We start from the raw sequence: 13,664 nt of genomic DNA, 5'->3' as shown, positions 1-13,664 counted from the left end.
TCTTATGCTGATCCCCCATCCCTTGCTCGGCCTGCGCGATGCGCAGGAGTTTTCCTATCTCGGCGACGCCTCGCTCCTCGACCGCCCCGACGGCATGGTGGAAAACGCGGCGAACGCGTTCTTCTCTTACGTCTATCTGCGTGAGAACCCGGCGGGGGGTGCACCGCGAATTGTGGTTTCACGAACAGGGCGACCGCTCCTGGCTCGTGGTAACGCGCAACACGGTGACGCATGAGATTCTCGGCGCGGAACTCGCCCGCGATGTGGTCTCACGCAACCGAACCCCGCGCGACGGGGGAGACTCGGCATGAGACACTCAGGCGGCCTGATCGACCGCAGCCGTACGCTGCGCTTCACCTTCGATGGTAAGAGCTACCCCGGCCATCCCGGTGACACGCTCGCTTCGGCATTGCTCGCCAACGATGTGCGGCTGATGGGCCGCTCGTTCAAATATCACCGTCCGCGCGGGCTGATCGCGGCGGGCTCCGAGGAGCCCAACGCGCTGGTGGAGTTGCGCAGCGGCGCGCGGCGCGAGCCCAACACGCGCGCCACGATGGCCGAGCTGTTCGACGGGCTCGAAGCGCAGAGCCAGAATCGCTGGCCTTCGCTCCGCTTCGACGCGATGGCGGTCAACGACCTTTTCGCCAACTTCCTCACGGCAGGCTTCTACTACAAGACCTTCATGTGGCCGCGCGCCTTCTGGGAAAAGCTCTACGAGCCGGCGATCCGCAGCGCGGCGGGTTTGGGTAGGCTCTCGATGGAAGCCGATCCCGACCCTTACGACAAAGGATTCCTGCATTGTGACCTGCTTGTGGTCGGCGCGGGCGCGGCAGGCCTTGCAGCCGCACTGACCGCCGCGCGTGCCGGAACGCAGGTCATCCTTGTGGACGAGGACCATCGCCTGGGCGGGCGGCTGCTGGCCGAGAGCCATTCGCTGGACGACCGGCCCGCCACCGAATGGATCGCAACGGTCGTAGCCGAGTTCGCGTGCCTGCCAAATTTGCGCATTCTTCCTCGCACCACGGTGTTCGGCGCGTTCGACCATGGCGTCTATGGTGCGGTCGAGCGCGTTTCCGATCACCGTGCCAACCCCGGCACCTGCCCGCGCCAGACGCTTTGGCGCATCACGGCCAAGCGCACCATGTTGGCGGCAGGCGCCACCGAGCGGCACATTCCATTCAAGGACAATGACCGACCCGGCATCATGCTGGGCGGTGCCTTGCGCGCCTATGCCAATCGCTGGGCGGTCAGCCCCGCCAAGCGCGTTGCGATCTTCACCAACAGTGATGACGGCCACCGCACAGCGCTCGACCTACTCGCACGCGGCGTCGAGATCGCGGCAGTCGTGGACTCGCGGGCCGGAGTCGAAGGGAAGGGACAGTATCGCGTCATCAGCGATGCCATGGTCAGCGGCTCCAAGGGGCGGCTGGGCCTGCGCTCGATCGAAGTCACGCGCGGCGGCAGCACGGAATGGATCGCGTGCGGCGCGCTCGGCGTGTCGGGCGGCTGGAACCCGAACGTGCACCTCGCCTCGCATCAGCGCGGCCGTCCTGTCTGGAACGAGGCACAGCAGACCTTCGTGCCGCCTGCCGAGCTGCCCGGCGGTATGATCGTTGCCGGTGCGGCAGCGGGCCGGGGCACGACTCATGCGGCACTGGTGTCAGGCGCGGAAGCTGCTGTCCGTGCCCTGAACGAAATTGGCATCGCTTCCACGCTGCCCGAACTGCCCGCTGCGGAAGACGCGCCTGCAAACCTGCGCCCGCTCTGGCATGTGCCGGGCAAGCACCGTGCCTGGATTGACTTCCAGAACGATGTGACGGTCAAGGACGTCAAGCTTTCGCACCAGGAGAATATGCGCTCGGTCGAGCATCTCAAGCGCTGGACCACGCTCGGCATGGCGACCGACCAAGGCAAGACGGCCAATGTCACCGCCCTCGCCGTGATGGCCGAAATGACCGGCAAGGGGATCGCCGAAACCGGCACCACCATCTTCCGCCCGCCTTACACGCCGGTCTCGATCTCGGTTCTCGGCGGTGGCAACACGGAAGCGCATTTCCGCCCGCGCCGGCTGACGCCCAGCTACCAATGGGCAACGTCCCAAGGCGCCGTTTTCGTCGAGGTCGGCCAGTGGATGCGCGCGCAATATTTCGTGCGGCCCGGCGAGACCCACTGGCGGCAGTCGGTCGACCGCGAGGTGGTGGCGACGCGCAAGGGCGTCGGCATCTGCGACGTGACCACCCTCGGCAAGGTCGATGTGCAGGGCGCGGACGCGGCCGAATTCCTCGACCGTCTCTACTGCAACGCCATGAAGAGCCTGAAGACCGGCATGGTCCGCTATGGCCTCATGCTGCGCGAGGACGGGCAGGCCTGGGACGATGGCACCTGCGCGCGCCTAGGCGAAACCCATTATGTGGTGACGACCACCACTGCCAATGCCGGCGCGGTCTACCGCCACATGGAGTTTGCACGGCAATGCCTATGGCCGGAACTCGACGTGCAGCTGATCTCCACCACCGATGCCTGGGCGCAGTTTTCGGTGGCCGGACCCAATGCGCGCAAGCTACTCGAACGCATGGTGGATGGGTTCGATCTCTCGAACGAGGCCTTCCCATTCATGGCCTGCGCGAACCTGTCGGTTTGCGGGGGCTTGCGCGCGCGGCTTTTCCGCATCTCGTTCTCCGGCGAACTGGCTTACGAGATCGCGGTGCCCGCGCGCTACGGAAACGCCTTGATGGCCCGTCTCGTGGAACTGGGACAGGATCTGGGCGCGACCCCTTACGGCACGGAGGCGCTCGGCGTGCTTCGCATCGAAAAGGGCCACGCCGCCGGCAACGAGCTGAACGGCCAGACCACGGCGCAGATGCTAGGCATGGGCCGCATGGTCTCGGCCAGAAGGATTCCGTCGGCGCGGTGATGTCGCGGCGCGAAGGCCTGCTTGCCGACACGCGCGTGTTGGTAGGACTCCAGCCGGTGCACCCGTCCGAGCCCGTCGTGGCCGGCTCGCACCTCTTCGCGGAAGGGGCGACGCAAGAAACTGCAACCGATCAGGGCTGGATCACCTCGTCGTGCTTCTCCCCGCATGTCGGCTCGAGCATCGGCCTGGGCTTCCTCGCGGATGGCGCGGCGCGCCAGGGCGAGGTGATCGTCGCGGCTAATCCGCTTCAGAATCAGAGCGTTCGCCTGCGCGTCGTTTCCGCCCACTTCGTCGATCCGGAAGGAGAGCGTCTGCGTGCCTGACCTCAAGCCCATCACCGCGCTTGGCGGCGACACGGCGCGCCGCCTCCACCATGGTGCTCTCGAACTCGAAGAGAACACCGAACTGGCGCTCGCCTCGCTGGCCCTGCGCCGCGGCGCAACGCAACCCACGCTCTGCGGCATAGACTTGCCCGGGCCCGGCGCGTGGGCCCAATCCGACGAGATCGCCGCGTTCTGGACGGGCCCGGATCAGTGGATGGTCGAGGGGCAAAACGGAGCGGATAGCGACTTTGCGTCCGAGGTTGCCGCTCTGTGTCCAGGCTGCTCCGTCACCCAACAGACCGATGGCTTCGCAGCCTTCGAAATCCGCTCATCCGCTGGCGAAACGCCGATTCTCCAGTTGATGGCCAAGCTCGTGAACATCGACCCGATCCGTTTCCCGTCCAGCTCGGCGACGCGCACCGGCCTGGAACATATAAGCGTGTTCGTGATCCGGCGCGCAGCCCATCATATCGCGATCCTGGGCATGCGCTCGGCGGCCGGCTCGATCTGGCATGCGCTTGAAAAGCACATCCTGCGCATTGATGACAGAAAACCATGAGCGCGCATCTGATCGACGGAAAGGCCGTTGCCGCCCGCCTGCGCGAGAAGGTTACCGCTTCCGTTGCCATACTGAAGGCGGAACAGGGCATCGTGCCAGGACTGGCAGTGGTGCTGGTGGGAAACGATCCGGCCAGCGCGGTTTATGTCCGCAACAAGGGCGTTCAGACCGTTGCAACCGGCATGGCGAGTTTCGAGCACAAGCTGCCGGCTGAAACGGCCGAAGTGGAGCTACTGGCGCTGATTGCGCAGCTGAATGCCGACCCGGCGGTTCACGGCGTTCTGGTGCAGCTGCCGCTGCCCCCGCATATTGATGCCAATGCGGTCATCAATGCGATCAATCCCGCCAAGGATGTCGACGGCTTCCACGTCACGAATGTCGGCCTTCTGGCAACCGGCCAGCGCTCGATGATCCCTTGCACGCCGCTCGGCTGCTTGATACTTCTGCGCGAGCATTTCGGCAATCTCGCCGGCCGCAACGCCGTGGTTGTCGGGCGCTCCAATGTCGTCGGCAAGCCGATGGCCCAGCTTCTGCTGCGCGAAAGCTGCACCGTGACGATCGCCCATAGCCGGACCGAAAACCTTGCCGCGATCTGCCGTCGGGCCGACATTCTGGTTGCCGCAGTGGGGCGGGCAGAGATGATCACCGGCGATTTCATCAAGCCGGGTGCGGTGGTAATCGATGTCGGCATCAACCAGATCGAGCGGGAAGACCGGGTACGGCTCGTGGGCGATGTGCAGCGCGGCCACGCCGCACGGATCGCTGGCGCTCTCACGCCCGTGCCGGGTGGCGTCGGACCGATGACGATCGCTTGTCTTCTTGCGAACACCCTGACCGCCTGCTGCCGCATCAGCGGGCTGGAAGACCCCGAAGGACTCACTGCCTGATCGAAACGGCGTGTCCTTTCATGATTGCTCTCGCATTTCTCTCGTCCGCGATGGCCGGACCTATTTCTTTCTGGATGGACCCATGAGCAAGTATATTCTGACCGTGACATGCACCAGCCGGCGCGGCATCGTCGCCGCCTTGGCGGGCTTTCTCGCCAAGAACGGCTGCAACATCAATGACAGCGCACAATACGACGATCCCGAAACCGATCGCTTCTTCATGCGGATGAGCTTCATCAGCGAGGAGGGGCGTGGCCTGCAAGAACTGCGAGAAGGCCTTGCCGAGGTGGCAAATGACTTCGCCATGAGCTTCAACATTCACGACGCCCAAGCGAAGATGAAGGTCGTCCTGATGGTGTCGCGCTTCGGCCACTGCCTGAATGACCTGCTCTACCGCTGGCGCATCGGCGCCCTGCCCATCGACATCGTTGCCGTCATCTCCAACCACCTCGACTACCAGAAGGTGATCATCAACCACGACCTGCCTTTCCACCACGTGCCCGTCACAAAAGCCAACAAGCCGCAGGCCGAAGCCCGAATCATGGAGATTGTAGAGGAGACGCGCGCCGAGCTCATCGTGCTCGCGCGCTACATGCAGGTCTTATCGGATGCGATGTGCCAGAAGATGTCGGGTCGCATCATCAACATCCACCACTCATTTCTGCCCTCGTTCAAAGGGGCCAACCCCTACAAGCAGGCCTTCGAGCGCGGGATAAAGCTGATCGGCGCCACCGCCCACTATGTGACGGCTGACTTGGATGAAGGTCCGATCATCGAGCAGGATGTGGCGCGCATTACCCATGCGCAGAGCTCAGCCGACTATGTGTCTATCGGACGTGACGTGGAAGCGCAGGTACTGGCCCGCAGCATCCATGCGCATATCCAGCACCGCACCTTCCTGAACGGCCACCGGACCGTGGTTTTCCCGCCATCGCCCGGCGCACATGCTTCCGAGCGGATGGGGTGAAGGGCTTAAGTCGTCGGCGCGTGCGAGGTGCTGAAGAGAGTGAGCGGCGGACCAGCTCGCGGCCGTGAGTCGGAACTACCAGACTTGTGAGGGTAGTTGTGGTGGCGGCTGGCGGCATTCGAGACCCGACCGCAGGTAGTTCCGGTATGCAGTCCACGAGGTGAAGGTATGCTGGCCGGTAAGTTGTTATCGGGGAAAATGGCCGAACATGGAGAACTGGCCGTTTTTGGTCGTTAGACCTAAACATTCCCTGGAAATTACCGACATGGTGCGATAGCTCTTCTCGAGCTTGCTATGAATATCAATTCCCCGCACTCGCCATCTTCCGGCCTGCGATGGCTGTCTCCAGCCAGCCGATTTCCATCTCGGGCACCGAAGACAGCAGCAGATCGGTATAATCGTCGAAGGGCGGCGTGAGCACTTGGCTCTTCGCGCCATAGCGCACCAACTCGCCGCGATACATGACGGCAATGGAGTCAGCGATCGATTTTACGGTCGCGAGGTCGTGGGTGATGAAGAGATAGGCGACCTGCTCGATCTTCTGCAGATTGAGGAGCAGCTTCAAGATGCCGTTCGCCACCAGCGGATCGAGCGCCGAGGTGACCTCGTCGCAGATGATGAGCTTCGGCTTGGCGGCCAGCGCGCGGGCGATGCAGACGCGCTGCTTCTGCCCGCCGGAAAGCTCGGCCGGATAACGGTGAATGAAGCCCGCACCCATCTCGATTTCCTCAAGAAGCTGCTTGACCCGCTTGTCCCGTTCGGCACCCCTCAGGCCAAAATAGAAGGTGAGCGGCCGGCCGATGATCGTGCCGACGCTATGGCGCGGGTTCATCGCCACATCGGCCATCTGGTATATCATCTGAAGCTGGCGCAGATCGTCCTTGCTGCGGTCCGCCAGCCGGCTGGAGAGCTTGCGGCCTTCGAAAATGATCTCGCCCTGCTGCGGCGGAAGAAGGCCGGTGATGGCGCGGGCGAGCGTCGATTTGCCGGAACCGGATTCGCCGACAACGGCAAGCGTCTGACTCGGATGGACATCGACGGTGACGTCTTTAAGCACCTTGACGATACCATTGCCATAGGCGGCGGTGACTTTCTTCACCGAGAGGATCGGCTTCGGTGTCGGCTGCTTCTCTTCGTGCTCGATATGGTGTACCGAGACCAGCGCTTGGGTATAGGGCTGCTTCGGCTGCTTGATGATCTCGAACGTCGTGCCTTTTTCGACCATCTTGCCGTGGCGCAGCACCATGATGTCGTCGGCGACCTGCGTTACGACTGCGAGATCATGAGTGATGTAGAGGGCCGCGACGCCGGTGTCCCGGATGGCGTCCTTGATCGCCGCCAGGACATCGATCTGGGTTGTCACGTCGAGTGCCGTCGTCGGCTCGTCGAAGATGATCAGGTCGGGTTCCGGGCAAAGCGCCATGACGGTCATGACACGCTGAAGCTGGCCGCCCGAGACCTGGTGTGGATAGCGGCGGCCGATATTCTCGGGATCGGGCAGGCTTAGTTTCTTGAAGAGAGCGATGGCCCGCTTCTCAGCCTCGGCGCGGTTGGCAACGCCGTGCTTGAGCGAAGATTCCACCACCTGGTCCATCAGCCGCTGCGCTGGATTGAACGCGGCTGCGGCCGATTGCGCGACATAGCAGACCTCGCGGCCTCGTAGCTTGCGGATGCCGTTCTTGCTCTGCTGGAGAATGTTGCGGCCGTTGAGGATGACCTCGCCGCCGGTGATACGCACACCGCCGCGGCCATAGCCCATCGGCGACAGGCCGATCGTGGACTTGCCGGCGCCGGATTCGCCGATCAGGCCAAGCACCCTGCCCTTTTCCAATGTCAGCGAAACATCATCGACGATTGTTGCCGTGCGGGGTGGCTCGCCGGGCGGATAGACAGTCGCCTCGATGCGGAGGTTGCGGATATCGAGCAAGGTATCAGCCATTGCCGCGCCCTCCCTTGAGGTCGGTGGTCCGGTTGAGGATCCAATCGGCGACCAGATTGACGGAGATCGCCAGCGCCCCGATCGCGGCTGCCGGCATCAGGGCAGCGGAAATGCCGAAGACGATGCCGTCCTTGTTGTCTTTCACCATGCCGCCCCAGTCGGCTTGTGGCGGCTGCACACCAAGGCCAAGGAACGACAGGGCAGACAGGAAGAGCACGGCAAAGATGAAGCGAAGGCCGAGTTCGGAGACCAGCGGCGATAGAGCATTCGGCAATATCTCGCGGAAGATGATCCAAGCGCGGCCCTCGCCGCGCAGCTTGGCCGCCTCCACGAAGTCCATCGCGTTGATGTCCGCGGCGACCGCGCGTGACAACCGGTAGACGCGGGTGGAGTCCAGTGTCCCCATCAGCAGGATTAGCGTCACCAAGTTGGACGGCAGCACCGAAAGCACGACTAGGGCGAAGATCAGCGTCGGGATTGACATCAAGAGGTCCACGCAACGCGACATCGTCATGTCGAACCAGCCACCGACGACGGCCGCGGTGAAGCCAAGGATCGACCCCAGCGTGAAGGAAAGCGCAGTCGCGACCGCCGCGATGAAGATCGTGGTGCGGGTGCCGTAGATCATGCGCGAAAGAAGGTCGCGGCCGAGATTGTCGGTGCCGAGCGGGAATTTCGCCGACATCGGCATCCAGACGTCGCCGACAATCTCGCCGAGTGGGTGCGGCGCGATCAGCGGCGCGAAGATCGCCGTGGAGAGGAACAATCCGGTGAAGAACAGACCAATCGCGGCGCCGATCGGTATGCGACGCCGCGCTTTGACGAGAGGGGCTGCCGAAACACTCATTTCGGATGCGTCAGGCGCGGATTGGCGACTATTGCCGCGATGTCGGCGACGATGTTCAGGCCGATATAAACGGCAGCGAAGATCAGCCCCACTGCCTGCACCACGGGCACATCGCGCTTGGAAACGTGGTCGACCAAGTACTGGCCCATGCCCGGATAGACAAAGATCACTTCGATCACAACGACCCCGACTATCAGGTAGGCGAGGTTCAGCATCACGACATTTATGATCGGCGCGATTGCGTTCGGGAAGGCGTGACGGCGGATGATCTCGATCGGCCGCAGCCCCTTGAGCTCGGCCGTTTCGATATAGGCCGACTGCATCACGTTAAGGATCGCGGCGCGGGTCATGCGCATCATATGCGCGAGCACGACTAGCGTCAGCACCGTTGCTGGCAGGGCAATCGCCTTCATCCTGTCGAGAAACGGCATGCCGTCATAGACTGTTGAGATGCTCGAAAACCACTGCAACTTAACGGCGCACAAATAGATAAGGAGATAGCCGACGAAGAATTCAGGAAGCGAAGTCGAGGTGAGTGCGAAGCCGGATATGAGCTTGTCGACCCAACCGTTGCGGTAGCGCGCCGAAATCAGGCCGAGGACAATGGCGAGCGGCACCGCCACGATCGCCGCCCAGAAGCTGAGGAACAGCGTGTTCCACAGCCGGGGCAGCAGCGTCGCGGTGACTTCCTGCCCCGTGGTAAGCGAGGTCCCGAGATCGCCGGTCAGAACGCCGCCAAGCCAGCGGAAGTAGCGGAAATAGGCTGGATCGTTGAGGCCAAGCTCGGCGCGCAGATTGGCGAGCGCTTCTGGAGTCGCTTGCTGGCCGAGAATCGCTTGCGCCACGTCACCAGGCAGGATTTGCGTGCCGGCGAAGATTAGGATCGAGACAAGGAAGAGGAGCAGAACGCCCAACGCAATGCGCTGGACGATCAGTCTCACGATGGGCGACATAGCCGGGCGGGCTCGCGTCAGACAGTCAGTCAGCATTTGCTGAACGTGAGGCCGTTCATCATCGGATGCATATCCCAAATGAACGAGTCGGCAAGCACCTGTCGGGCCGCTTGAGCTGTTTCCCGTTCACCGTTCGAAGTATAAACCATGATGTCTCCTGTTTATTCAATAGTTGGATGTGCAGAGCCTCGCCGCGCGCTCGAATCCTTTCGAGCGCACGGCGAGCTCACTATTCGCTGTCAGGCCTCGAACCAGCAACGTGCGAAGTTTTTCGCCTCGCCGTGCCCCGCTTCACAGCATTGACCGTGAACTTTTCGCTGATGTCCTGATCAGACAAAGGGTTATACGGATCACCAACAGCTGGAAGATCGGCGGGCTCGAATTCGCGACCATATCGCATGCGCAGAATGGCGCGGGCAAATCGTTCTGCAGGAAACGTAATGATCGCCTTCAGGGCCCGGGGAGCGAGCGAGGCGAGCTGCAGCGAGTTGAAGCCGTTCCGCGAGATGCCCATCATGCCGACATTTCCGTCGCACCAATACTGCGAGGACAGCCAGACTTCGACCGCGTCGGCCCATTCCTGGGGCGTGTATTCGTCACTCAAGCTGCCACCGCTTTGCGCTGTGCATCGGCCGGGGCAAGCACGAGGTCCAGCAGTCCGCGCACGGAACGTGCGCTATCCAGCGTTTCGATCGAGGAGCGAAGCACGGCCGCACCTTCGCTCCCGATAATATCGTCGGCGACCGAGTGATATTTCGCTGCAATTTCGGCATCCGACAACGGCCTTTCGGCGTCGCCGCGCGCAGTCGTCAATTCGCTTTCGAAGACGGTACCATCTTTGAGGTAGATCCGCGCCCGCGCCATTCTTTCGGCAGGAAACAGCTTGTCGATTTCGGGTACGGTGATCGGCTTGATGCGGTCGTTCATCGACAATATCTCGGCGTCGACGAGCGATGCGCCGGCAATATCAGTTGGAAGCAATTGCCCACGCACGAGTGCCGCGGCAACAGGGAACGGCAGGCTATACTGGGCTTCCTCGGTGGTTTCCGGCCTGCGTTGATTGAGCCTGACTCCTGCGTCGAATGTGTCGATCTCAACATGATCGATCGTTTCAGGCAGGATATTGTGCTTACGTCTAAGTATAAGCGCGGCCTCGACGGATGGCTGCGCCCAGCGGCAGACAGGATACGGCTTGAAATACATTCCCAAGAACCGCCATTCCTTGCCGAGATCGTTCCAGAAGGATTTGACATTATCGCCTTCCACGACAATCGCAGGCGCCCCTGTAAAGCCGTCTTCGGCCAGGTAAGCCGCGCTGATGCCCGCCATGGCGCCCCAACCCGAACCGTCCTTGAGCATCGTGGGAAAGTCGATGCAGCGCATCATCTGGCTGCGGGGGCCATGGAACTCCGCAATGCCGATCGCATGCCGGAACCGGGTCTCGTCGAGCCCCCAAAGGTGCGCCGCTATGGCCGCCGCGCCCAGCGCATTCCACGACCCGGAGGTGTGATAATCCGGCGCGGTAGCATGCTGGGAGATGCCAGCACGGATGGCGATCTCGTAGCCGGCGGCAAGCGAAGCGAGAAACTCCGCACCGCTCATGTCCCTCGTTTCGGCGACGGCCAGCAACGCCGGCAGGATGGCACAGCCGGCGTGGCCTTTGGTAAGCACATGACCGTCATGCGCATCGAAACTGTCAATCGTCATGCCGCCGGCCAATGCCGCCCCAACTGGGCTGGCCCTGCGGCCATCGAACATCAATCGTGCCGAAGGAGCGCCGGCACCTGCCCCGAAGGCACGAATTGCATGGTTCCGGATTATTCGCGACAGGGGGGTCTGCGTGCCAGCGATTGCCGTGCCTACCAGGTCGAGAAGGCACCGTTTCACCATGTCCTGCACAGCGGCAGGAAGCTCCTGGTAAATGGTGCCAGCAATGAACTGGTATGCAGATGAAGGTGCCATGCCCGCTTGCCTCTCCAAGGAAGGCCAGTATGAGTTAGGTCGTTAGGCGTGGGGTCACATTTTTCGACGAGATTACGTAACAATACGACACTATTGATTGCATTCTGCACGTCTTTCAGGGGACAATGCGGAGACCAAAGAGAGGAGGCTCGGGTGGACGCATCTGTTAACGGGATAAAACCGCTGCACGTCGGCGTCATCCTGATACCGGACTTCTCGCTGATGTCGTTCTCCTCTCTCACGGAGCCCCTGCGCGGCGCCAACAGGATGGCCGGCGAGCAGTGTTACCGCTGGACGAATGTCAGCGTCGATGGCGGTTCCATCCAATCGAGCACCGGGCTCGCGGTCCCCACCATTCCCTTGGATGGCGGCGGTGAATTCGACATAGTGGTCGTGTGCGGCGGCCATTCCGACGAGACGTATGGCAATAGAAAACTGAGGGAATATCTGCGTCGCATGGATCGACGAAAAATTCGCCTTGGCAGCGTCAGTACGGGCAGTTTTGTGCTGGCCGATGCAGGGCTTCTCGACGGCAGGCACTGCACTACGCATTGGGGCTATATCGATGCCCTGCGGGCCTCATGCTCTAGGGCTGAAGTGAGCGATGAGCTTTACGTGGTCGATGGACGCATCTTCACCTGCGCGGGAGGCCTGGCAGCGATGGATGCCATGCTGGACATCATCCGGTACCGGCAAGGCAACGCTTTTTCCAGCATGGTTGCGGAGAATTTCATCTACGGATCGACCAGGCGGCCGGAAGATCACCAACGCATGGCGCTACGTCACCGGCTGGACGTCGCCCACCCGACCGTAATCGGCGCAGTGGCGTTGATGGAACAATTCATAGAAACGCCGCTTCGACTTCCGAAAATCGCCAGCCGTACCGGCGTTTCCTGCAGGCAGCTGGAGCGGCTTTTCGCGCGCCACCTGCGATGCTCGCCGGCGCAGCATTATGTTCGGATACGCCTCGATGAAGGACGACGGCTGCTGCGCAATACCTCAATGTCGGTCCTCGGAATCGCTATTCGTTGCGGGTTTAACTCGACATCCCACTTTTCGCGCGCTTATCGCCAGCGTTTCGGCTCCCTGCCCGGCGCAGACCGCACCTGGAAAGGCTCTCCAAAATAGTTCGACCGCTACGCGGCTTCAAGCGAACGGGCCGCTCGGCTTGCTGCAACAAATTCGTGTCAAGCGTTCAGAGCCGACCGCTTTTCGTCCGTTCTTGTCTCCGCGATTCAGATGGGCTCTTTCCGAAGATTCGTTTGTACCATGCGGAAAAATGGGAAGCTGAATCGAAACCGCAAGATAGAGCTACGTTGATGACAGATAGGCTAGAGTAGATGAGAAGCTCGCGCCCACGCTGTACACGGAGTTGCATGTAGTACCGCTGAGGCGTTACGCCGGCGTGCATTTTGAATCGGCGCTCGAGCTGACGCACAGACAGCCCTGCCCGTTGGGCGATATGTGGGACTGGTATCGGCTCCTCAACATGACGCTGCATTAGATCGATCGCGCATCGCATGTTTTCTGGCAGATGCGCTAGATGTTCGAGGCGTCCACCGAATTGATCCTCGTTCTCATTTCGGATATGCTCATGGTGGAATTGATCGGCAACGCTCCGAGCACGATCTCTGCCGAACTGTAGCGAAATCAGATGCAACATCATGTCCATCGCCGCAGTCCCACCCGAACAGGTCAAGCGGTCGCGGTCGATTTCGTAAAGCCGGTTCGTACAGTCAAGATTGGGGAACTCTTCTTGAAAAGCAGAACGGCTCTCCCAGTGTATCGTGCAGCGATACTCTGACAGCAGACCAGCCCGAGCCAGCAGTCGCGTGCCTGTTGATATCGATCCAATCGTAAGTCTACGACGCCCCGCCTCCCTAAGAATTTGGAGATAGCGTCTTTCATCGTTCAACTCAGTATGCAAACCAGCGCAGACGAAGAGGTAGTCTGCACCGCGGAGCGCCGCGTTGTACTCCAGCGTCGGCAGCGGAATGCCCATAGAAGCCTCTATATCGGCGCCAGTTGGGCTAGCGAATCTCCATAGGAAAGCGGGCCGTTGTATCAATCGGTTAAGGCTGCGCAGCGGCTCAATTGCCGAGGCCAGGCTCATTAGAGATAGACCGGGCAATAGAAGGAAGACAAAGACTTGGGGTCTCTCCTCAACATCAAACACGGAATCTCGTGCTATCGTCACATCTCCCTCCCTGCTTAGGCGAAGCAATGCAGCATTCGCACTCTAGCACCCCAGTGGTTTCTGCCTGACATAAGAGTCCGGATCGGGATTCCTTTTTGTCTGCCGCGCGCGAGTCA

At 61.5% G+C, this 13,664-nt stretch carries 10 protein-coding genes and 2 pseudogenes; 6 read left to right on the top strand and 6 right to left on the bottom strand.

Features of this window, described 5'->3' with window-relative positions; genetic code table 11:
* Positions 1-4: 4 nt before the first annotated feature.
* The 5 genes and pseudogenes from AC0V8S_RS39910 to purU all read left to right on the top strand — a co-directional run bounded on the left by AC0V8S_RS39910 (position 5) and on the right by purU (position 5,650).
* A pseudogene (locus AC0V8S_RS39910) lies at positions 5-311 on the top strand (sarcosine oxidase subunit delta).
* Positions 308-3,237: pseudogene (locus AC0V8S_RS39905) on the top strand (sarcosine oxidase subunit alpha family protein). The pseudogenes AC0V8S_RS39910 and AC0V8S_RS39905 overlap by 4 nt, the downstream one beginning before the upstream one ends.
* A complete protein-coding gene (locus AC0V8S_RS39900; protein WP_475439440.1) occupies positions 3,230-3,796 on the top strand; it encodes a sarcosine oxidase subunit gamma in 567 nt (188 codons plus the stop codon). Before AC0V8S_RS39905 ends, AC0V8S_RS39900 begins: the two are co-directional and overlap by 8 nt.
* On the top strand, positions 3,793-4,683 hold the full coding sequence (gene folD / locus AC0V8S_RS39895; RefSeq protein ID WP_475439439.1) for a bifunctional methylenetetrahydrofolate dehydrogenase/methenyltetrahydrofolate cyclohydrolase FolD: 891 nt from the start codon (positions 3,793-3,795) through the stop codon (positions 4,681-4,683). Before AC0V8S_RS39900 ends, folD begins: the two co-directional genes overlap by 4 nt.
* Positions 4,684-4,765: 82 nt before the next feature.
* The gene (purU, locus tag AC0V8S_RS39890) at positions 4,766-5,650 is read left to right on the top strand and encodes a formyltetrahydrofolate deformylase (protein ID WP_475439438.1); all 885 of its coding nucleotides are present in this window, start codon (positions 4,766-4,768) and stop codon (positions 5,648-5,650) included.
* A 301-nt stretch (positions 5,651-5,951) separates the two neighbouring features.
* Here purU and AC0V8S_RS39885 read toward each other — a convergent pair whose 3' ends face one another.
* From AC0V8S_RS39885 to AC0V8S_RS39865, 5 genes are all read right to left on the bottom strand, one after another.
* Complete coding sequence (locus AC0V8S_RS39885) at positions 5,952-7,589, bottom strand: ABC transporter ATP-binding protein (protein WP_475439437.1); 1,638 nt, start codon at positions 7,587-7,589, stop codon at positions 5,952-5,954.
* Positions 7,582-8,436 carry an ABC transporter permease gene (locus AC0V8S_RS39880; protein WP_475439436.1) on the bottom strand — a complete coding sequence of 285 codons (855 nt, stop codon included), beginning with the start codon at positions 8,434-8,436 and terminating at the stop codon, positions 7,582-7,584. Before AC0V8S_RS39880 ends, AC0V8S_RS39885 begins: the two co-directional genes overlap by 8 nt.
* A complete protein-coding gene (locus AC0V8S_RS39875; RefSeq protein WP_475439435.1) occupies positions 8,433-9,389 on the bottom strand; it encodes an ABC transporter permease in 957 nt (318 codons plus the stop codon). Before AC0V8S_RS39875 ends, AC0V8S_RS39880 begins: the two co-directional genes overlap by 4 nt.
* Positions 9,390-9,618: 229 nt before the next feature.
* On the bottom strand, positions 9,619-9,993 hold the full coding sequence (locus tag AC0V8S_RS39870; protein WP_475439434.1) for a CocE/NonD family hydrolase: 375 nt from the start codon (positions 9,991-9,993) through the stop codon (positions 9,619-9,621).
* On the bottom strand, positions 9,990-11,351 hold the full coding sequence (locus tag AC0V8S_RS39865) for an MmgE/PrpD family protein (protein ID WP_475439433.1): 1,362 nt from the start codon (positions 11,349-11,351) through the stop codon (positions 9,990-9,992). Before AC0V8S_RS39865 ends, AC0V8S_RS39870 begins: the two co-directional genes overlap by 4 nt.
* 153 nt (positions 11,352-11,504) lie before the next feature.
* Between AC0V8S_RS39865 and AC0V8S_RS39860 the strand changes: the two genes are divergently transcribed.
* Complete coding sequence (locus AC0V8S_RS39860) at positions 11,505-12,479, top strand: GlxA family transcriptional regulator (RefSeq protein WP_475439432.1); 975 nt, start codon at positions 11,505-11,507, stop codon at positions 12,477-12,479.
* Positions 12,480-12,546: 67 nt separating this feature from the next.
* On the opposite strand, the gene AC0V8S_RS39855 is transcribed toward AC0V8S_RS39860, so the two are convergent.
* Complete coding sequence (locus AC0V8S_RS39855; protein WP_475439431.1) at positions 12,547-13,527, bottom strand: GlxA family transcriptional regulator; 981 nt, start codon at positions 13,525-13,527, stop codon at positions 12,547-12,549.
* Positions 13,528-13,664: the final 137 nt, after the last annotated feature.

The sequence above is a fragment of the Mesorhizobium oxytropidicola genome (assembly GCF_056174625.1).
Note: the sequence above shows the minus strand (reverse complement) of the source record. Positions and strands in the feature narration are given on the sequence as shown.